The sequence below is a fragment of the Serratia marcescens genome (genome assembly GCF_006715005.1).
Taxonomy (GTDB): Bacteria; Pseudomonadota; Gammaproteobacteria; order Enterobacterales; family Enterobacteriaceae; genus Serratia; species Serratia montpellierensis.
This window is the reverse complement of the sequence record NZ_VFMJ01000001.1, coordinates 4,717,306-4,737,228: the sequence shown is the minus strand read 5'-3', so window position 1 is coordinate 4,737,228 and position 19,923 is coordinate 4,717,306. Positions and strand designations below refer to the sequence as shown.

Sequence of the window (19,923 nt, the reverse complement as noted above, 5' to 3'; positions counted from 1 at the left end):
ATTGAAGTGATACCAATAACGATACTAAAATGGAGGCAGCATGAACGAGATCAGGGATGACATCGCTGATTTGCAACAGCGGCAGAACAGCATCAAATTCGCCGAGTTAGCGAAAGTCTGCGTGCGATGGTTTGGGCCGCCGCGCATAAACGGTAGCAGCCATCACGTTTATCGCATGCCCTGGCCAGGCGATCCGCGCATCAATATCCAACGCGGCAACAACGGCGCGGCCAAGGCATATCAGGTTAAGCAGGTCATCGCCGCACTGGCCAGAATGGAGGAAGAACATGGAAAAGCATGAACACTATACCTATCGCATCACCTGGTCAGCGGAAGATCGTGAATATGTCGGGCTGTGCGCCGAATTCCCCTCGCTGTCCTGGCTGGCCGCCACGCGTACCGGCGCACTGGAGGGTATCGAAAAAGTCGTGAGCGAAACGATCGCCGACATGCTGGCGCAAGGTGAAACGCCGCCGCAGGCGCTGGCGGAAAAGAACTTCAGCGGAAAACTGGTGTTACGCATGACGCCGGAACAGCATCGCCGGCTGGCGATCGGCGCGATGGAGGAAGGCGTGAGCCTGAACCGTTATCTGTGCGCACGCCTGGCGGGATAGAGGTGCAAGGGCGGCGCCAGGCCGCCCTTATTGTCCTCAAGCTAAACGCTGTTTCGCTGCGGCGATTGCCGCGGCCACCTGCTGCGGCGCGACGCCGCCTTTGGCCGCACGCTTGTCCAGGCAGGATTGCAACGCCAGGATCGGGTAAACGTCGTCGCCAATCGTCGCGCTAAACTGCTGCAAGTCCGCCAGCGGCAGCGCTTCCAGCGGTTTACCCTGGCGAATCGCTTCTACCACCGCCTCGCCGACGATATGGTGCGCTTCGCGGAATGGCACGCCCTTGGCGACCAGGTAATCCGCCAGCTCGGTGGCGTTGGCATAGCCCTGCTCCGCCGCTTCCTGACAGCGCGGGCGTTTCACCTGAATGCCGTCCAGCACCAGCGCCGCCATCTGCAGGCAGTCCATCCAGGTGTCGAGCGCGTCGAACAGCCCTTCTTTGTCTTCCTGCATGTCTTTGTTATACGCCAGCGGCAGGCCTTTCAGCGTCATCATCATGCCGGTCAGCGCGCCCTGTACGCGGCCGCATTTGCCGCGGATCAGCTCCAGCGCGTCCGGGTTTTTCTTCTGCGGCATCAGCGAAGAGCCGGAGGTCACACGGTCGGACAGCTCGACAAACGCCGCTTCGCCGCTGTTGAAGAAGATCAGATCTTCGGCAAAGCGCGACAGGTGCACCATGCTGATGGCGGCGTTGGACAGCAGCTCCAGCACGTGATCGCGATCGGATACGCTGTCCAGGCTGTTGCGGGTCGCCGAGGCGAAACCCAGCCAGCCGGCCAGTTGCTCACGATCGATAGGATAAGCGGTACCGGCCAGCGCACCGCTGCCCAGTGGGCTGACATCCAGCCGTTTCAGGGTATCCTGCAGGCGGCTTTCATCGCGCGCCAGCATTTCGACATAGGCCAGGCACCAGTGCGCGAAAGTCACCGGCTGTGCACGTTGCAGGTGGGTATACCCCGGCATCACCGCATCCTGGTTGGCTTCGGCAGTCTCCACCAGCGCCTGCTGCAGCTGGACGATCGCCTGATGCAGATCGCCGATCTGCTGTTTGCACCACAGCTTCAGATCGGTTGCGACCTGATCGTTGCGGCTGCGGCCGGTGTGCAGCTTCTTGCCCAAATCGCCGACCTTCTCGATCAGCTTCTGCTCCACCCAGCTGTGGATGTCTTCGGCATCGCTTTGGACGATCGCCAAAGGATCGGCCTGGACTTCCGTCAGTAGTGCATTCAGCGCCTGCTCCAGCTGCTGTTGCTCCGCTGCGGTCAACACGTTAACGGTCACCAGCGCCTTCGACCAGGCCACCGAGCCCACGATATCCTGCTCCGCCAGGCGATAATCGAACCGCAGCGAATCATTGAGTTGCTTGAACCGCTGATCCGCCGCCTGAGTGAACCGTCCGCCCCAAAGTGCCATATCTTACTCCTGAATTTTTATGCGAAAGGGCGCAGCATGCTGCGCCCTTGCAGAGTCACGCCAATCGATTATTTATTCTTTTTCTCGTTCAACGCGCGGATGCGTGAAGACAGAGAGAACAGGCGGATAAAGCCGCCCGCGTGGCTGTGATCGTAAACTTCGTCTTCGCCGAAGGTGGCGAACTCTTCGGAGTACAGGCTGTTGGCGGATTTCTTCTGGGTCGCCGTCACCTGACCTTTGTACAGCTGCAACACCACTTCGCCGTTCACCTCTTCCGCCAGCGCTTCGGCAGAAGCCTGCAGCGAACGGCGCAGCGGCGCAAACCAGCGGCCGTCGTACACCACATAAGACATTTCCAGGCCCAGCTGCTCGCGCCATTTGAAGCTGTCGCGATCCAGCACCAGCTGCTCGACGGCACGCAGCGCCGCCACCATGATGGTGCCCCCTGGGGTTTCATAACAGCCGCGGGATTTGATCCCCACCAGGCGGTTTTCCACGATGTCGATACGGCCGACGCCGTGCTTGGCACCCAGCGCGTTCAGGGTTTCCAGGCACTGGTACGGCGACAGCGCTTTACCGTTAACCGCCACAACGCGGCCTTTCTCAACGGTAACGGTCACCTGCTCAGGCTGATCCGGCGCTTCCTGCGGATCGACGGTCCATACCCAGCAATCTTTGTTCGGCGCATTCCACGGGCTTTCCAGCACGCCGCCTTCGGTGGAGATGTGCCAGGCGTTTTCATCGCGGCTGTAGATCTTCTCCAACGATGCGGTGGTCGGGATGTTGCGCTCTTTCAGGTAATCCAGCAGCGCTTCACGGGAACGCAGGTTCCACTCACGCCACGGCGCCACCACTTTCAGCTGCGGCGCCAGCGCGGTATAGGTGGTCTCGAAGCGCACCTGGTCGTTGCCTTTGCCGGTCGCTCCGTGGCACAGCGCGTCGGCCCCCACTTTCAACGCCAGCTCAACCTGCGCCTTGGCGATGATCGGCCGTGCCATCGACGTGCCCAGCAGGTAGCTGCCTTCGTACAGGGCGCCGGTCTGCAGCACCGGATAAACGTAATCGCGGATAAATTCTTCACGCAGATCGACCACGTGACATTCAGAGGCACCGGACTGCAGGGCTTTTTGCTCCACGCCTTCCAGATCGCTGCGCTCCTGACCGATGTCCGCCACAAACGCCACCACTTCACAGCCGCCGTAGTTCTCTTTCAGCCATGGAATGATGGCCGAGGTATCCAGGCCGCCGGAGTACGCCAGAACGATTTTTTTGATGCCTTGGTTTTGCATGATCTATTCCTTTCTAATTCTAAAATTAAGCGAGGATCCGGGTGCCAATCGACACGCCGTTAAACAAAGCAGGAAGCTGATCGGCATGGCGCCAGCTGGCGATATCCACCGGGCGGCCGAGGGTGCGAGCAGCGTCGAGCGCCGCATTCACCTTCACCACCATACCATCGGTGATGATGCCTTGCGCGATCAGTTGCTCCGCTTTTTGCGCCGTCATTTCCGCAATGCGTTGCCCCTTGCCATCGAGGATGCCGCTGACGTCCGACAGCAGGATAAGGTCCGCCCCCAGCGTCGCCGCCAGCGCCGTCGCCGCCTGATCGGCGTTCACGTTCATTAACTGCCCTTCGGCGGTGATGCCGATGGAGCTGACCACCGGCAGGTAGCCGGCACTCAGCAGGGTATTGATCAGCGCGGGCGAACCGGGCTGCGCGTTGCCGACGTGACCCAATGCCGGATCGAGCGGGGTCACGACCACGCTGCCGCCGTCCGCCAGGCTCAGGCCGACGGCGTTGATCTGATGTTTAATCGCCCACGCCAGCAGCGTTTTGTTGGCGGTGCCGGCCAGCGCGCCGGTGATGATGTCGATCTGATCGGCCGGCGTGACCCGCAGGCCATTCTTTTTCACCACCGGCAAGGCGAGCTGCTTCATCAGTTCGTCCACCACGCAGCCGCCACCGTGCACGATCACCAGCGGACGCTGATGCTGCTGGCGGTAGCTGTCCAGCGCGGTAAACAGACGCTCCAGCGCTTCTTCACTGTCTAATAACACGCCACCTAACTTGATAATTAACGGGTTCATTGCTGTTTACTCACGCTGGTTTAAAGGAGTGACTGGGTTTCCGGGAAGCCGAAACGGATATTCAGGCATTGCACCGCCTGCGCCGCCGCGCCTTTCAGCAGGTTGTCTTCCACCGCTACGGCGATCAGATGCTCGCCCTGCACCGCAAAACCGATGTCGCAGAACGGCAACCCCACCACCGCTTTCAGCGCCGGCACGCCCTGGTCGTACAACCGCACCAGCGGCTTGTCGTCATAGGCGGCATGATAGGCGGCCGCGACGTCCTGCGCGGTCACGCCGGCTTTCAGGCGGCAGGTGATGGTTTCAAGGATGCCGCGCGGGAAGTTGCCCAGGTGCGGCGTAAAGATAACCGGCACGCCCAGGTGCGCGGCGATCTCCGGCTGGTGCCGGTGAGTGAAAATACCGTACGGCTGCAGGCTCACTTCGCAGAAGCTGGTGGTCATGCTGGCCTTGCGACCGGCGCCGCTAACGCCGCTGGTGGCGTTGATCACCGGCCACTGGTCGAGGTTCAGCAGCTGTTTTTCGATTAACGGTTTCAGCGCCAGCTGCGCCGCCGTCGGGTAACAGCCCGGCACGGCAATCAGCTGCGCCTGTTTAATCTTGTCGCTCTGCCACTCCGCCAGGCCGTACACCGCCTGCTCCAGCAGGGTGCCATGCTGATGCTCGAAACCGTAATACTGGCTATAAAAACCGGCGTCCTGCACGCGGAAGGCGCCCGACAGATCGAACACCACGCAGCCCGCCGCCAGGAAGGCCGGTGCGATATCGTGGCTGACTTCATGGGCGGTGGCGAGGAACACCACGTCGATACCCTGCGCCGCCTTGGCAACGTCGGTCAACGGTTGCAGCGGCAGATCGACGATGCCTTTCAACTGGGGATGGAGATCGGAAAGCAACTTTCCTGCATCTGCACTTTGCGCTGAAACCGCTAAAGCGGTTATGTTCATGTGTGGGTGGCGATTCAGGTAAGCCGTGAGCTCCGCTCCGGCGTAACCGCTGGCACCAACGATCAGCGTATTCAACATGTGGCCTTTCACCTTCTAAACTGACGTGCGGTCGCTTGCGACCCAGGTAACAGGGCTAGCCAGCGTTGTTGCGCCGTTCACCCACGGAGCCAGGCGTTGATGCTTTTATAAACATCCGGGTATCGGGTTCCCTTACGCTTCGGCTTACTGTATTTTTATTCAAAATAAATGCATGAATATTGATACTATCCTAACCAAAGGCTGTCAACAGTGAAGATGAAATTACCTCCATTTATTGAGCTGTACCGGGCGTTGATCGCCACTCCGTCAATCAGCGCCACCGATGCCGGCCTCGATCAGAGCAATGAGGCGTTAATCAACTTGCTGGCAGGATGGTTTGCCGACCTGGGCTTTCGCGTCGACGTACAGCCGGTGCCGGAATCGCGCCACAAATTCAACTTGCTGGCCAGCATCGGCGAGGGCAGCGGCGGCCTGCTGCTGGCGGGTCATACCGATACGGTGCCTTACGACGAGGGCCGCTGGACGCGCGATCCCTTCACCCTGACCGAGCATGACAACAAGCTCTACGGCCTGGGCACCGCCGACATGAAAGGCTTCTTCGCCTTTATTCTGGATGCGGTGCGCGATATCGACGCGAGCAAATTGACCAAGCCGCTGTACATTCTGGCCACCGCAGATGAAGAAACGACGATGGCCGGCGCACGTTATTTCGCCGCCTCCACCGCGATTCGGCCGGATTTCGCCATCATCGGCGAGCCAACCTCGCTCCAGCCGGTGCGTGCGCACAAGGGCCACATGGCCAACGCCATTCGCATCGTCGGCCAGTCCGGCCATTCCAGCGATCCGGCACGCGGCGTCAACGCCATCGATCTGATGCACGAATCCATCGGCCGCCTGATGGAGCTGCGCAAAACCCTGCAGGAGCGCTACAACAACCCGGCGTTCGCCGTGCCTTATCCCACCATGAACTTCGGCCATATCAACGGCGGCGACGCGGCCAACCGCATCTGCGCCTGCTGCGAGCTGCACCTGGATATCCGCCCGCTGCCTGGCATGACGCTCGACAACATCAACGAACTGATGCATCAGGCATTGGAGCCGGTAAGTCAACGCTGGCCGGGCCGCCTGACCATCGAGGAGCTACACGCGTCGGTGCCGGGCTACGAATGCCCGACCGACCACCGCATGGTGGCGGTGATCGAGGAACTGCTGGGCACCCGCACGCAGGTGGTCAACTACTGCACCGAAGCGCCGTTCGTGCAGCAGGTTTGCCCGACGTTGGTGCTCGGCCCCGGTTCCATCGATCAGGCCCACCAGCCGGACGAATACATCGACACCGCGTTTATCGAACCGACGCGCAAACTGCTGGGCCAGCTGGTCAATCACTTTTGCCGGCAATAAACCCGACATTTAACAGGGGAAATGTTTTATGCTTTCCCCTAACTCAAAATAAGTAGAAAACGGCGAAATAAGCCGTGCTGATAACCGACGCGCCGTAATTAAATTTCAGAAAATGCGCCGATTTTGATGTTTTTTTGCTAAAAATAGTGTCAATTGACGATTGGACAGGAACGCGATGTGATCAGGCAGGCGGTCTGCGCCTGACGCGTGAAATTTATTTACAAGATAAAAATCATACAGAACTGGGTCAGGGGTTATATGAACGAACAATATTCGGCAATGCGCAGTAATGTCAGTATGCTCGGCAAATTGCTCGGCGATACCATCAAAGAAGCGCTGGGCGAGCATATTCTCGATCGCGTTGAGACCATCCGTAAGCTTTCCAAATCCTCACGCGCCGGCAACGAAGCGCATCGCCAGGAGCTGCTCTCCACCCTGCAGAACCTGTCCAACGACGAGCTGCTGCCGGTGGCGCGCGCCTTCAGCCAGTTCCTCAACCTGACCAACGTCGCCGAGCAGTATCACAGCATTTCGCCCAACGGCGAGGCCGCCAGCAACCCGGAAGCGCTGGCGCAGCTGTTCAGTCGCCTCAAAGACAAAAAGCTCAGCGACAAAGAGCTGCAGCACGCGGTGTCGCAACTCTCCATCGAGCTGGTGCTGACGGCGCACCCGACGGAGATCACCCGCCGCACCCTGATCCACAAACTGGTAGAGGTCAATACCTGCCTCAGCCAGCTCGATCACAACGATCTGGCCGACTACGAGCGCAACAAGATCATGCGCCGCCTGCGCCAGTTGGTGGCCCAGTCGTGGCACACCGATGAGATTCGCAAACATCGCCCTTCCCCGATCGACGAAGCCAAATGGGGCTTCGCGGTAGTGGAAAACAGTCTGTGGGAAGGCGTGCCGGCGTTCCTGCGCGAGTTCAATGAGCAGTTGGAAAATTCCATCAATTACAGCCTGCCGGCGGAAGCGGTGCCGGTGCGCTTCACCTCCTGGATGGGCGGCGACCGCGACGGCAACCCGAACGTGACCGCCGAAATTACCCGCCATGTGCTGCTGCTCAGCCGCTGGAAAGCCTGTGACCTGTTCACCCGCGATATTCAGGTGCTGGTCTCCGAGCTGTCGATGACCGAGTGTACCCCGGAGCTGCGCGCCCGCGCCGGCGGTGACGAGGTGCAGGAACCGTACCGCGAAATCATGAAGCAGCTGCGCAGCCAGCTGATGAGCTCCCAGGCCTATCTGGAAGGCCGCCTTAAAGGCGAGCGCGTGCTGAAACCGCACGACCTGTTGGTGAACAACGAGCAGCTGTGGGAGCCGCTGTATGCCTGCTACCAGTCGCTGCAGGCCTGTGGCATGGGCATCATCGCCAACGGGCAACTGCTGGATACCCTGCGCCGCGTGCGCTGCTTCGGCGTGCCGCTGGTGCGCATCGACGTGCGCCAGGAAAGCACCCGCCATACCGAAGCCATCGCCGAGCTGACCCGCTACCTGGGGCTGGGCGACTATGAAAGCTGGTCGGAAGCCGATAAGCAGGCGTTCCTGATCCGCGAACTGAATTCCAAACGCCCGCTGGTGCCGCTGAAATGGCAACCGAGCGCCGACACGCAGGAAGTGCTGGAAACCTGCCGAGTGATCGCCGAAGCGCCGCAGGGCTCGATCGCCGCCTACGTGATTTCGATGGCGCGCACGCCTTCCGACGTGCTGGCAGTGCACCTGCTGCTGAAAGAGGCCGGCTGCCCGTTCGCGCTGCCGGTCGCCCCGCTGTTCGAAACCCTCGACGATCTGAACAACGCCGACGACGTAATGACCCAGTTGCTGAATATCGACTGGTATCGCGGCTTCATCCAGGGCAAACAGATGGTGATGATCGGCTATTCCGACTCGGCGAAAGACGCCGGCGTGATGGCGGCTTCCTGGGCGCAGTACCGTGCGCAGGACGCGCTGATCAAAACCTGTGAAAAGGCCGGCGTAGCGCTGACGCTGTTCCACGGCCGCGGTGGCTCCATCGGCCGCGGCGGCGCACCGGCGCATGCGGCGCTGCTGTCGCAGCCGCCGGGCAGCCTGAAGGGCGGCCTGCGCGTCACCGAACAGGGCGAGATGATCCGCTTCAAGTTCGGCCTGCCGGAAGTCACCATCAGCAGCCTGGCGCTGTATGCCGGCGCGATCCTCGAGGCCAACCTGCTGCCGCCGCCGGAACCGAAGAAAGAATGGCGTGCATTGATGGACGACTTGTCCGAGACCTCCTGCCGGATGTATCGCGGCTACGTGCGTGAAAACCCGGACTTCGTGCCTTACTTCCGCGCGGCCACGCCGGAGCTGGAGCTGGGTAAACTGCCGCTGGGCTCACGCCCGGCCAAGCGCAAGCCGAACGGCGGCGTAGAGAGCCTGCGCGCCATTCCGTGGATCTTCGCCTGGACGCAGAACCGCCTGATGCTGCCGGCCTGGCTCGGCGCCGGTGCCGGATTGCAGGAAGCGGTGAAAGCCGGCAAACAGGCGGAGCTGGAGGCGATGTGTCGCGACTGGCCGTTCTTCTCCACCCGCATCGCCATGCTGGAAATGGTGTTCGCCAAGGCCGACCTGTGGCTGGCGGAATACTACGATCAGCGCCTGGTGGATAAAGCGCTGTGGCCGCTGGGCCAACAGCTGCGCGATCAGCTGGAAAGCGACATCAAGGTGGTGCTGACCATCGCCAACGATGCGCACCTGATGGAAGACCTGCCGTGGATCGCCGAATCCATCGCGCTGCGCAACGTCTATACCGACCCGCTGAACGTCTTGCAGGCTGAACTGCTGCACCGTTCGCGCCAGCAGGAACAGCCGGACGCCCGCGTCGAGCAAGCGCTGATGGTCACCATCGCCGGCGTCGCCGCCGGGATGCGCAACACCGGCTAGTGAGCCTAATCGCGGCCCCGTTTATCGGGGCCGTTTTTTTATACCTTTCCCCACAAAAAAAGGGCGCCGCGGTAAAGCGACGCCCTTTTTCAATGGAACAAGCCTGTCAGGCGGCGGCCACCGGGCGCACGCCCAGCGTGTGGCAGATCGCGTAGCTCATCTCTGCACGGTTCAGCGTATAGAAGTGGAAATCTTTCACCCCTTCGCGGCTGAGGATCTTCACCATGTCCATGGCGATGTTGGCGCCGACCATTTTGCGGGTCTCCGCATCGTCGTCCAGCCCTTCGAACATACTGGTCATCCAGCTTGGCACCCGCACGTTGGTCATGGTGGCGAAGCGCTGCAGCTGCTTGAAGTTGGACACCGGCAGAATGCCCGGCACGATTTCCACGTCGATACCGGCGGCGACGCAGCGGTCGCGGAAGCGCAGGTAGCTCTCAACGTCGAAGAAGAACTGGGTAATGGCGCGACTGGCGCCAGCATCGATCTTGCGTTTCAGGTTAATCAAATCGGCCTGGGCGCTCTTCGCCTCCGGGTGCACTTCCGGGTAAGCGGCGACGGAAATGTCGAAGTCGCCCACGTCTTTCAGCAACGCCACCAGATCGGTCGCGTACATTTCCGGCTTGCCGCCGCCCGGCGGCAGATCGCCGCGCAGCGCCACGATGTGACGGATGCCGCTGTTCCAGTAGTCAGTCGCGATGTCGCGCAGCTGCGCCGGGCTGGCGTCGATGCAGGTCAGGTGCGGCGCCGCCTCCAGGCCGGTGCGCTCCTTGATCCCCTTGATGATGCTGTGGGTGCGATCGCGCTCGCCGGAGTTGGCGCCGTAGGTGACAGAAACGAATTTAGGTTTGAGGATGCTCAGACGATCGATCGACTGCCACAGGGTCTCTTCCATCTCGCTGGTGCGTGGCGGGAAGAACTCGAATGATACGTTAATCTGGCCGTTCAACTCCGCCAGACTCTGATTCAGCGCTTCCCGCTGGTTTGCGTGGAAAAAACTCATACCCTGCTCACCTCTTCTCGATCACTGTTTTTATTTCATCTTGATGAGCGTCTATACGTTTAGACGTCTAGATAGAAAATGCCGCATGTTGGCTAAAGAGTCAACAGGAAAATGAGGGGAATAAGGTGATTAATCCTCACCCACTCAACGAGGAAATTTCATGACAGCGGCAAAGGTAAGTATGGCAGGAAAAGCAAAGGGGCGCGGTGAACCCACGCCCGCAGAGGATTAAAGCAGCTGCGCCAAACGGTTAAGGTCTGACTGGATCGCGCCGGCGGTCACGTCGCGGCCGGCACCCGGCCCGCGGATCACCAGCGGATTATCGCGATACCAGCGGCTTTCGATGGCGAAGACGTTGTCACACGGCAGCAGAGAGGCCAGCGGATGCTCAGGACGCACCGCCTCCACGCCGACCCGCGCCTTGCCGTTGGCGTCGAAACGCGCCACGTGACGCAGCACCAGGCCCATTTCGCTGGCGGCCTCAAAGCGCTGCTGCATCTGCTGGTTCAACGCCTCGCCGTTCTCGAAGAACTGATCGACGGAGCCCAGCTCGCAGCCCGCCGGCACCAGCGTCTCGACCCGCACCTGGTTCGGTTCGATGTCGTAGCCCGCTTCGCGCGCCAGGATCACCAGCTTGCGCATCACGTCCTGGCCGGAGAGATCGACCCGCGGATCCGGTTCGGTCAGCCCCTGCTGCCAAGCCTGATCCACCAGCTCGGTGAACGGCACCGTGCCGTCATACTGCAAGAACAGCCAGGAAAGCGTGCCGGAGAAGATGCCGCTGATCGCCAAAATGCTGTCGCCGCTGTCGCGCAGATCGCGCACCGTATGGTTGACCGGCAGCCCGGCGCCGACGGTGGCGTTATACAGCCAGTGGCGGCCGGTTTTGGCAAAGGCGTCGCGAATTTGGCGATAGGTATCGCTGCACGAGGCGCCCGCCAGCTTGTTGGCGCTGATCACGTGGAAACCGTGGCTGGCGAAATCCAGATACTGCCCGGCCAGCTCTTCGCTGGCGGTCACGTCAAGCACCACCAGATCGTCGAACGGGTGCGCACGCATCCACAGGAACAGCGACTCTTCGTCAAGTTCCTGCGCCTCGTCCTCAAAGAACGCCAATGCACGGCTGGCGTCCAACCCGTCGTAGTTCAGCAGGCTGCGGCGGCTGTCCACCACCCCCGCCAGGATAAATTCGAAACCGCTGCGCGCGGAGATATTGGTCTGCTCACGGGCGAACAGCTCCAGCCAGCGCGACCCGATGTTGCCCTTGCCGAACAGCACCAGACCGATGCGCTTCTCGGCGCGGAACAGGCTTTGGTGCAGCCCCTGAATCAGCAGCGCGGTCGGCCCCTGGCGCAATACCGCCACCAGGCTGATGCCATCTTCCGCCTGCCAGATAAATTCGACCGGCTGATCTTTCAGTTGCTGATAGAAACGGTGGCTGTGCAGCGGGTTCTTGCATACCCCGGCGCCGACCATCGCCACCAGCGCCAACCCTTCGCGCAGGTGCAGTTCACCCGGCAGCGCCGAGGCCTGCAGGATCGCCAGTGCGCTGTTGACCACCTCGGAGGTGTAGCACAGCTGCACCCGATTGCGGTCAGGATGGATGCCTACCGCCAGCGGTTTGATCTGCGCGCGTTTGAGCACCAGATCCAACTCTTTCTGCGCCAGTTTGAAGTCACGCTGAGCGGCGACGTGCAGCTCAATCAGGCACACGTCATCGTGGCTGGTGACAATCTTGGCGCCGGTGCCGGACGCCAATACGCGCTCGATGCGCGTCGAGCCCTGCTCCGGCTGGTAGCTGCAGCGCAGCTGAAGATCGATATCGCTGCCGGAGACCGGCTGCAGGGTGCGGGTATGCAGCACCGGCGCCGCCAGGCGCGCCAGCTCGCTGGCTTCGTCCAGGCGCAGCAGCGGCAGCAGGCAGGCGTCTTTCACCTTGCGCGGGTCGGCGCTGTATACCCCGGCCACGTCGCTCCAGATGGTGACGCGCGCAGCGCCGGCCAACGCGCCGACCTGAGTGGCAGAGTAGTCGCTGCCGTTGCGCCCCAACAGCACGGTTTCCCCAGCGTCGTTGCGCGAAATGAAGCCGGTCACCACCAGGCGCTTGCCCGGATGTTGAGCCAACAATTGCTGCAGCAGCGGATAAGAACGGCCTTCATCCACCTGCGGCTGCGCGGCGCGCTCGGCGCGCAGGAAATCACGCGCATCCAGCCAGGCCGCCTGCATATCCAGGTGGTTGAGCACCGCCGCCATCAGGCGCGCCGACCAGATCTCGCCGTGCCCGACCACTTCGGCATAGCACACCTCGTCAGCTTTACCGTCCAGCAGCACCGCCAGACGTTCCAGATCCTGAATGAACTCGGCGATCAGCGGCTCGGCGCTTTCCGGCGGCAGCAGGCCACTGATAAGATCGCTATGATAACGACGCAACGTCTGCTGCACCTGGTGCGCAGACAGGCGATCGCTCTGGCTGAGCTTCAGCCAGTTGATCAACTGGTTGGTGGTACTGCCGGCGGCCGATACCACCATCATGTCGCCCGGCTGGCTGTATTCCGCCATAATCCCGGCCACACGCAGATAACACTTCACATCCGCCAGACTGCTGCCGCCAAACTTGTGCAGTTGACGCCCGCTCACCGGCCCTGCTACAGCAATTGCATTCATGCTTACCTCGTTGCCGCCGCCTGGAACGCGCGTTCCAGATCGGCAATCAAATCTTCACTGTCTTCAATACCCACGGAAATGCGCAGCAGGCTCTCGGAGATGCCGGCCGCTGCCCGCGCCTCCGCCGCCATGCCGGCGTGGGTCATGGTCGCTGCATGCGAGATCAGGCTTTCTACGCCGCCCAGCGATTCTGCCAGAGTAAACAGCTCAAGGGCAGAGAGAAAACGGCGCAGCACCGCTTCATCGCCGTCCAGTTCAAAACTCAGCATCGCGCCGAAGCCGCGCTGCTGCCGGCGGGCGATCTCATGCCCCGGATTTTCCGGCAGAGAGGGATGATACAGCTTTTTCACCAGCGGTTGCTGCTGTAAATAGCCGACAATCGCTTCGGCGTTTTGCTGTGCCGCCTTGATACGCGGCGACAGTGTGCGCATGCCGCGCAGCAGCAAATAGCTGTCGAACGCACCGCCGGTCACACCGATATTGTTCGCCCACCAGGCCAATTCGACCGCCAGCTCGGGATCTTTGGCAATCACCGCGCCGGCCACCACGTCCGAATGCCCATTCAGGTATTTGGTGCAAGAATGAACCACCAGATCGGCACCGAGTTCGATCGGCTGTTGCAGGGCCGGGCTGAGGAAAGTGTTGTCCACCACCGTCAACGCGCCCGCCGCGTGTGCGGCGGCGCAGATCGCCGCAATGTCCACCACCCGCAGCAGCGGATTGCTGGGGCTTTCAATCAGCACCAGCTTCGGCTTTTGCGCCAGCGCCTGCTGCAGGGCGGCTTCATTACCCTGATCGACGAACAGCACGCGATAGGCGCCGCGCTTGCTCAGGCTGTCGAACAACCGATAGCTGCCGCCGTAGCAGTCGTGCGGCGCCACCAGCAGATCGCCGGGCTTCAGCAGCACGGTGGTCACCAGATGGATCGCCGACATCCCGCTGCCGGTCATCACCGCGCCGGCGCCGCCTTCCAGCTCCGCCAACGCGCGTTGCACCACGTCGCGCGTCGGGTTGCCGCGGCGCGAGTAATCATGGGCTCGGGGTTGGTTGAAGTCGGTAAAGTTATAGGTGCTGGACAGATGAATCGGCGGGACAACGCAGCCATACTGTTCGTCGTCGTTCAGGCCGCTGCGTACGGCAATCGTGGCTGGTTTACGCGTCATGGGCTCGCTCGGCTCTCGGTTCGGTGAATGAGGCCTAAAGAGTAATCGCAGGATTGATAGACGTCAATACATCTGGACATCTAAACTTCTCTGCGTATAGATTGAGCAATGGCACAATACCCGCTAAAATTATGCCGATATGACATGACGATAAGATGTTAAGCCACAATGCCCGGCCGAGGCGGGGCATTCAGTGACCCTGGTCGCGTAAAATTGACATTTATTTAGTGAGAACAGTGAAGATCGGGCATAATTGGCCGGTTTTTAGAATTTTGTAATTTTTCTGACAAAGTTAAGGTGTCCCATGGCTGAGTGGAACGGCGAGTATGTCAGCCCTTACGCTGAACACGGTAAAAAAAGCGAGCAAGTCAAAAAGATCACGGTATCCATTCCGCTGAAGGTCCTGAAAATCCTCACCGACGAACGGACCCGTCGCCAGGTGAACAACCTGCGCCACGCCACCAACAGCGAACTGCTGTGCGAAGCGTTTCTGCATGCCTTTACCGGCCAGCCGCTGCCGAACGATGAAGACCTGCGCAAAGAGCGCAGCGATGAAATCCCGGAAGCCGCAAAAGTGTTGATGCGCGAACTGGGTGTCGATCCCGATACCTGGGAATATTGAGAACCGCCCGGCGAACGCCGGCGGCAGAAACGAAAAAAGGCGCCAAAGGCGCCTTTTTCATCGGACGATAAGAAATCTTATTTCTTAGCGCCTGGTACGCTGAAACGCTTGTTGAAGCGGTCAACGCGGCCACCGGTAGCAACGTCACGCTGCTTGCCAGTGTAGAACGGGTGGCATGCGCCACAAACGTCCAGGTTCAGATCGTGGCCCACGGTGGAGCGGATCTTCATCACGTTACCGCAAGAGCAGTTAGCAGTAACTTCTTCGTATTTTGGGTGGATACCTTGTTTCATGGGAAACCTCAGTTAAGGCCGTGTCGCTATCCAGCCCTGTTTCGCCAGACACCACACGTGGTTGATAATAGAATTTTGGTATCGAATTATACCAAAGGCGGCAAATTATACAGCATTAGCCGAGGCGCGCAATCGGAACCGTACATTTGCCGATGCGCCGTGTAAACTGATGCCCACTTTTTTCAATTTGGATGAGATCATGCCCGTCGTACACGTTGCCTTACCGGTCCCCCTCGCCCGCACCTTCGACTATCTGCTGCCGCCCGGCATGCAGCCGGTGGCCGGCGCGCGCGTGGGCGTGCCCTGGGGCAGGCAGCATGCGATCGGCATCGTCACCGGCTGCAGCGACACCAGCGAACTGCCGCTGGATAAGCTCAAACCGATCGACAGCGTGATCGACACGGAATCGCTGTTCTCCCCCAGCCTGTGGCGCATCCTGCGCTGGGCCAGCGATTACTATCACTACCCCATCGGCGAAGTGCTGTTTCACGCGCTGCCGATCCTGCTGCGGCAAGGCAAACCGGCCGAAGCCGCGCCGCTGTGGCAATGGTTCGCCACCGAAGAGGGGCGCGCCACCCCACCCGAAAGCCTGAAACGCGCGCCGAAACAGCAGCAGGCGCTGGCGGCGCTGCTGCAACGCCCGGTCTATCGCCATCAGGTCAGCCAGCTGGAGCTGACGGAAAGCGCCCTGCAGGCGCTGCGCGCCAAAGGGCTGATCGATCTGCGCGCTCAGGTCGCGGATACGCACGACTGGCGCCCCAACTTCGCGGTGCTCGGCGAACGGCTGCGGCTGAACACCGAACAGGCCACCGCCGTCGGGGCGATCAGAAGCGAGGATGAGCAGTTCGCCGCCTGGCTGCTGGCCGGGGTGACCGGCTCAGGCAAGACCGAGGTGTACCTCAGCGTGCTGGAAAACGTGCTGGCCAAAGGCCGACAGGCGCTGGTGCTGGTACCGGAAATCGGCCTGACGCCGCAAACCATCGCCCGTTTTCGCGAGCGCTTCAACGCGCCGGTAGACGTGCTGCACTCCGGGTTGAACGACAGCGAGCGGCTGGCGGTTTGGCTGCGCGCGCGCAGCGGCGAAGCCGCTATCGTCATCGGCACCCGCTCGGCGCTGTTCACGCCATTCCGACAGTTGGGCGTGATCATCATCGACGAAGAGCACGACAGCTCTTATAAACAGCAGGAAGGCTGGCGCTACCACGCCCGCGATCTGGCGGTGTTCCGCGCCCGGGAAGAGGACATCCCAATGGTGATGGGCTCCGCCACGCCGGCACTGGAAACGCTGCACAACGTGCAGCTGGGCAAATATCGCCAGTTGAAGCTCACCCAGCGCGCGGGCAACGCCAAACCGGCGACGCAGCACCTGATCGATCTGAAGGGGCTGCCGCTGAAGGTCGGCCTGTCGCAACCGCTTTTGAAAAGCATGCAGCACCATTTAAAAGCCGGCAATCAGGTGATGCTGTTCCTCAACCGCCGCGGTTACGCCCCGGCGCTGCTGTGCCACGAGTGCGGCTGGATCGCCGAATGCCAACGCTGCGATCACTACTACACCTTCCACCAGCATCAGCGCCAGCTGCGCTGCCACCACTGCGACAGCCAGCGGCCGGTGCCGCACCAGTGCCCGCAGTGCGGCTCCACCCACCTGGTGTCGGTCGGCGTCGGCACCGAACAGCTGGAACATGAGCTGGCGCCGCTGTTCCCCGACACGCCGATCACCCGCATCGATCGCGACACCACCAGCCGCAAAGGCGCGCTGGAGCAGCATCTGGCGGATATTCATCGCGGCGAAGCACGCATTCTGATCGGCACGCAAATGCTGGCCAAGGGCCACCATTTTCCCGACGTCACGCTGGTGGCGTTGCTGGACGTGGACGGCGCGCTGTTCTCCGCCGACTTCCGTTCCGCCGAGCGTTTCGCTCAGCTGTATACTCAGGTCTCCGGGCGAGCGGGCCGCGCGGGCAAACAGGGTGAAGTGCTGCTGCAAACCCACCACCCGGAGCACCCGTTATTGCAGGTGCTGCTGCAACAGGGTTACGACGCCTTCGCCAAACAGACGCTGGCGGAGCGCAACAGCGTGTTTCTGCCGCCTTACACCAGCCACATCATCGTGCGCGCCGAAGATCACGACAACCAGCAGGCCCCGCTGTTCCTGCAGCAGCTGCGCAACCTGCTGGAAGCCAGCCCGCTGAAGGACGACTCGCTGTGGGTGATGGGCCCGGTGCCGGCGCTGCAGTCCAAACGCGGCGGCCGTTTCCGCTGGCAGCTGCTGCTGCAGCACCCGACGCGGCGCGTCCTGCAACAGCTGATGAAAAGCTCGCTGCCGCTGATCGGCACCCTGCCGCAAACGCGCAAGGTGAAATGGACGCTGGATGTCGATCCGATCGACAGCTGATCCCGGAAAAGTCCGATTTAGCTGCCGCAGTGCAAACGATTACCCTTGAAATTGCGAGCGAACGCTAAAAAACCTTCTCAGGTCACATTTTTTATGCAAATTAGGTAACAAAGGCGGGGCGTATTCTGTTTAGAATGTCTGCGAGGGCAAATTTTGTCGCCACATCGCAGCGCGACGGAGTGCCCGAACGCGAGTGGCGCTCAATGACAACAATCCCGCCACCGCATGCCGGACATTGTGAGCAAACAGCAGTAGTGGCGTCGGCATGGGGCTGACGCAAGGAGAAAGGCGTTGGAACACAAGAAAGAGTTATCCATGGCGACCATGAAAGACGTCGCCGAAATGGCGGGCGTTTCAACGGCTACCGTATCGCGTGCGCTGATGAACCCGGAAAAGGTGTCAACGCCAACGCGCCAGAAGGTGGAACAGGCCGTCCTGGCCGTGGGTTATTCTCCTCATGCTCTGTCACGCAATATCAAGCGCAACGAATCCCGCACCATCCTGGTGATCGTGCCCGACATCTGCGATCCGTTTTTCGCCGATGTGATCCAGGGAATCGAACAGACCGCGGCCCAGCAAGGCTATCTGGTGCTGATTGGCGACTGCGCGCAGCAGAACCAGCAAGAGCGCACTTTCGTCAATCTGATCATCACCAAACAGATCGACGGCATGCTGCTGCTGGGCTCCAACCTGCCGTTCGACGCCAGCAAGGAAGAGCAGCGCAACCTGCCGCCGATGGTGATGGCCAACGAGTTCGCCCCCGAGCTGGAACTGCCGACGGTGCATATCGACAACCTGACTGCCGCCTTTGAAGCCGTGCATTATTTGCATCAATTAGGCCACCGGCAGATCGCCTGTATCGCCGGGCCGGAACAGATGCCGCTGAGCCATTATCGGCTGCAGGGTTACGTTCAAGCGCTACGTCGTAATGGCATTACCGTCGAAAGCAGCTATATTACCCGGGGTGATTTTACCTACGAAGCCGGCGCGCAAGCGCTGACCATGCTGATGGCACAGCCGAAACCGCCAACGGCGGTATTCTGCCACAGCGACGTCATGGCGATCGGCGTGCTGTCCCAGGCGAAGAAAATGGGGCTGCGGGTACCGCAGGATCTGTCGATCGTCGGCTTTGACGACCTCAAGCTGGCGCAATATTGCGATCCGCCGCTGACCACGGTGGCGCAGCCGCGCTTCCAGATCGGCCAGCAGGCGATGTTGTTGCTGTTGGAGCAGTTGAACGGCCAGACGGTCGCCAGCGGCTCCCGGCTGTTGGACAGTGAATTGATTATCAGAGGCAGCACCGCTGCCCCGAAACGCTAGTCAAATATTTTAGGGTTCAGTAACATGACGGACTTATCCTCTCATCAGGACACAGCGGAATAATAGTGGCACAAAAAGACTATGTAAGCCGTGGGCGCGCAGCAGGAGCTAAGCGTAAAACCCCCAGCCGTAAAAAACGCAGTTCTCCGAAGGTTTCCAAAACCGTGCTGGCGTTAGCCGCCGCGTTGCTGGTTGTCTTTGTCGGTGGCCTCTATTTCATTACCCACAACAAGCCGGAAGACGCGCCGTTGTTGCCTGCGCATACCACGCGCCCCGGCAACGGCCTGCCGCCGAAGCCGGAAGAGCGCTGGCGCTACATCAAAGAGCTGGAAAACCGGCAGATCGGCGTGCAAACCCCGACCGAACCGACGGCCGGCGGCGAGCTCAATTCCAAAACTCAGCTGACCGCCGAACAGCGGCAGTTGCTGGAGCAGATGCAGGCCGACATGCAGCAGCGCCCGACGCAGCTGAACGAAGTGCCGTATAACGATCCGGGCCAGGTCAACGCGCGCAGTAACCGCCAGCAGCAGCAGATGCAACAACAGCAAATGCAGCAGCAGCCGGTACAGCAACAGCAGCAGGTCACCCAGGCGCCGCGTAACCCGTTCAACAACGGGGCCACCACCGCGCCGGTGCAGCAGCAGCAGCACCAGCAGCCGAAGCCGGTCACCCCACCGCCGGTGCAGGTGAAACAGCCTGAGCCGAAGCCGCAACCGAAGCCGGAGCCCAAACCGGAAGTGAAACAGGAAACGGCCAAGCAGGAAACCAAACCGGAATCGAAACAGAAGTGGATGGTGCAATGCGGTTCGTTCCGCGCCACCGATCAGGCTGAATCCGTACGTGCGCGCCTGGCGTTCGAAGGCATCGAGAGCCGCATCACCGCCGGTGGCGGTTGGAATCGCGTGGTGCTCGGTCCGTACAGCAGTCGCGCCGCCGCGGACAAAACCCTTTCACGCCTGAAGGGCGTCGGCATGTCGAGTTGCATTCCCCTCTCCGTTGGGGGTTGAAAAGCGTCAATCCCCCCCCATCTATACTCTCAATATGCCTCGTAGCGTCTGCGAAAGCAGGC

At 60.9% G+C, this 19,923-nt stretch carries 16 protein-coding genes; 8 read left to right on the top strand and 8 right to left on the bottom strand.

Going from position 1 to position 19,923, the window contains the following annotated elements; translation table 11 throughout:
* Positions 1 to 40: 40 nt before the first annotated feature.
* Positions 41 to 301 (top strand): hypothetical protein, encoded by a 261-nt coding sequence (locus tag FHU12_RS22945; protein ID WP_025304653.1) that lies wholly within the window; start codon positions 41 to 43, stop codon positions 299 to 301.
* The gene (locus FHU12_RS22940) at positions 288 to 614 is read left to right on the top strand and encodes a type II toxin-antitoxin system HicB family antitoxin (protein ID WP_019452249.1); all 327 of its coding nucleotides are present in this window, start codon (positions 288 to 290) and stop codon (positions 612 to 614) included. Before FHU12_RS22945 ends, FHU12_RS22940 begins: the two co-directional genes overlap by 14 nt.
* A 36-nt stretch (positions 615 to 650) precedes the next feature.
* On the opposite strand, the gene argH is transcribed toward FHU12_RS22940, so the two are convergent.
* The 4 genes from argH to argC form a co-directional block, all read right to left on the bottom strand.
* Positions 651 to 2,024, bottom strand: a complete 1,374-nt coding sequence (argH, locus tag FHU12_RS22935) for an argininosuccinate lyase (RefSeq protein WP_073534599.1) — start codon at positions 2,022 to 2,024, stop codon at positions 651 to 653.
* Between the two features lie 68 nt (positions 2,025 to 2,092).
* Positions 2,093 to 3,313: an argininosuccinate synthase gene (locus FHU12_RS22930; RefSeq protein WP_019452247.1), complete on the bottom strand. Its 1,221-nt coding sequence runs from the start codon at positions 3,311 to 3,313 to the stop codon at positions 2,093 to 2,095.
* A 25-nt stretch (positions 3,314 to 3,338) separates the two neighbouring features.
* Positions 3,339 to 4,112, bottom strand: coding sequence for an acetylglutamate kinase (argB, locus tag FHU12_RS22925; protein ID WP_141971963.1), 774 nt, complete (start codon positions 4,110 to 4,112; stop codon positions 3,339 to 3,341).
* 20 nt (positions 4,113 to 4,132) lie between these two features.
* On the bottom strand, positions 4,133 to 5,137 hold the full coding sequence (argC, locus tag FHU12_RS22920) for an N-acetyl-gamma-glutamyl-phosphate reductase (RefSeq protein WP_049205319.1): 1,005 nt from the start codon (positions 5,135 to 5,137) through the stop codon (positions 4,133 to 4,135).
* A 216-nt stretch (positions 5,138 to 5,353) separates the two neighbouring features.
* Between argC and argE the strand changes: the two genes are divergently transcribed.
* A complete protein-coding gene (gene argE, locus FHU12_RS22915) occupies positions 5,354 to 6,499 on the top strand; it encodes an acetylornithine deacetylase (RefSeq protein ID WP_170853162.1) in 1,146 nt (381 codons plus the stop codon).
* Between the two features lie 258 nt (positions 6,500 to 6,757).
* Positions 6,758 to 9,394 (top strand): phosphoenolpyruvate carboxylase, encoded by a 2,637-nt coding sequence (gene ppc, locus FHU12_RS22910; RefSeq protein WP_141971959.1) that lies wholly within the window; start codon positions 6,758 to 6,760, stop codon positions 9,392 to 9,394.
* Between the two features lie 106 nt (positions 9,395 to 9,500).
* Here ppc and metF read toward each other — a convergent pair whose 3' ends face one another.
* From metF to metB, 3 genes are all read right to left on the bottom strand, one after another.
* Positions 9,501 to 10,397 (bottom strand): methylenetetrahydrofolate reductase, encoded by an 897-nt coding sequence (gene metF, locus FHU12_RS22905; RefSeq protein WP_033645217.1) that lies wholly within the window; start codon positions 10,395 to 10,397, stop codon positions 9,501 to 9,503.
* Positions 10,398 to 10,625: 228 nt separating this feature from the next.
* Positions 10,626 to 13,061: a bifunctional aspartate kinase/homoserine dehydrogenase II gene (locus tag FHU12_RS22900; RefSeq protein ID WP_141971957.1), complete on the bottom strand. Its 2,436-nt coding sequence runs from the start codon at positions 13,059 to 13,061 to the stop codon at positions 10,626 to 10,628.
* A 2-nt stretch (positions 13,062 to 13,063) separates the two neighbouring features.
* Positions 13,064 to 14,224: a cystathionine gamma-synthase gene (metB, locus tag FHU12_RS22895; protein ID WP_025304659.1), complete on the bottom strand. Its 1,161-nt coding sequence runs from the start codon at positions 14,222 to 14,224 to the stop codon at positions 13,064 to 13,066.
* Positions 14,225 to 14,528: 304 nt separating this feature from the next.
* Here metB and metJ point away from each other — a divergent pair, with 304 nt between their 5' ends.
* The gene (metJ, locus tag FHU12_RS22890) at positions 14,529 to 14,846 is read left to right on the top strand and encodes a met regulon transcriptional regulator MetJ (RefSeq protein WP_006317756.1); all 318 of its coding nucleotides are present in this window, start codon (positions 14,529 to 14,531) and stop codon (positions 14,844 to 14,846) included.
* A 77-nt stretch (positions 14,847 to 14,923) separates the two neighbouring features.
* Here the strand turns inward: metJ and rpmE are convergent, their stop codons facing one another.
* Positions 14,924 to 15,139: a 50S ribosomal protein L31 gene (gene rpmE, locus FHU12_RS22885; RefSeq protein ID WP_004931078.1), complete on the bottom strand. Its 216-nt coding sequence runs from the start codon at positions 15,137 to 15,139 to the stop codon at positions 14,924 to 14,926.
* A gap of 199 nt (positions 15,140 to 15,338) precedes the next feature.
* Between rpmE and priA the strand changes: the two genes are divergently transcribed.
* The 3 genes from priA (at position 15,339) to ftsN (ending at position 19,861) form a co-directional block, all read left to right on the top strand.
* Entirely contained in the window at positions 15,339 to 17,534 is a 2,196-nt protein-coding gene (gene priA / locus FHU12_RS22880; RefSeq protein WP_141971954.1) for a primosomal protein N', read from the top strand.
* 291 nt (positions 17,535 to 17,825) lie between these two features.
* Positions 17,826 to 18,854, top strand: a complete 1,029-nt coding sequence (gene cytR, locus FHU12_RS22875) for a DNA-binding transcriptional regulator CytR (RefSeq protein ID WP_141971952.1) — start codon at positions 17,826 to 17,828, stop codon at positions 18,852 to 18,854.
* A gap of 65 nt (positions 18,855 to 18,919) precedes the next feature.
* The gene (gene ftsN, locus FHU12_RS22870; protein WP_141971949.1) at positions 18,920 to 19,861 is read left to right on the top strand and encodes a cell division protein FtsN; all 942 of its coding nucleotides are present in this window, start codon (positions 18,920 to 18,922) and stop codon (positions 19,859 to 19,861) included.
* The last annotated feature ends 62 nt before the right edge of the window (positions 19,862 to 19,923 follow it).

Excerpts from the sequence above, each read along its gene's own strand:
- argB (WP_141971963.1), bottom strand. The coding sequence starts at position 4,112 with ATGAACCCGTTAATTATCAAGTTAGGTGGCGTGTTATTAGACAGTGAA.
- FHU12_RS22940 (WP_019452249.1), top strand. The coding sequence starts at position 288 with ATGGAAAAGCATGAACACTATACCTATCGCATCACCTGGTCAGCGGAA.
- metB (WP_025304659.1), bottom strand. The coding sequence starts at position 14,224 with ATGACGCGTAAACCAGCCACGATTGCCGTACGCAGCGGCCTGAACGAC.
- argC (WP_049205319.1), bottom strand. The coding sequence starts at position 5,137 with ATGTTGAATACGCTGATCGTTGGTGCCAGCGGTTACGCCGGAGCGGAG.
- rpmE (WP_004931078.1), bottom strand. The coding sequence starts at position 15,139 with ATGAAACAAGGTATCCACCCAAAATACGAAGAAGTTACTGCTAACTGC.
- argH (WP_073534599.1), bottom strand. The coding sequence starts at position 2,024 with ATGGCACTTTGGGGCGGACGGTTCACTCAGGCGGCGGATCAGCGGTTC.
- FHU12_RS22930 (WP_019452247.1), bottom strand. The coding sequence starts at position 3,313 with ATGCAAAACCAAGGCATCAAAAAAATCGTTCTGGCGTACTCCGGCGGC.
- metF (WP_033645217.1), bottom strand. The coding sequence starts at position 10,397 with ATGAGTTTTTTCCACGCAAACCAGCGGGAAGCGCTGAATCAGAGTCTG.
- FHU12_RS22945 (WP_025304653.1), top strand. The coding sequence starts at position 41 with ATGAACGAGATCAGGGATGACATCGCTGATTTGCAACAGCGGCAGAAC.
- ppc (WP_141971959.1), top strand. The coding sequence starts at position 6,758 with ATGAACGAACAATATTCGGCAATGCGCAGTAATGTCAGTATGCTCGGC.
- FHU12_RS22900 (WP_141971957.1), bottom strand. The coding sequence starts at position 13,061 with ATGAATGCAATTGCTGTAGCAGGGCCGGTGAGCGGGCGTCAACTGCAC.
- argE (WP_170853162.1), top strand. The coding sequence starts at position 5,354 with ATGAAATTACCTCCATTTATTGAGCTGTACCGGGCGTTGATCGCCACT.
- priA (WP_141971954.1), top strand. The coding sequence starts at position 15,339 with ATGCCCGTCGTACACGTTGCCTTACCGGTCCCCCTCGCCCGCACCTTC.
- metJ (WP_006317756.1), top strand. The coding sequence starts at position 14,529 with ATGGCTGAGTGGAACGGCGAGTATGTCAGCCCTTACGCTGAACACGGT.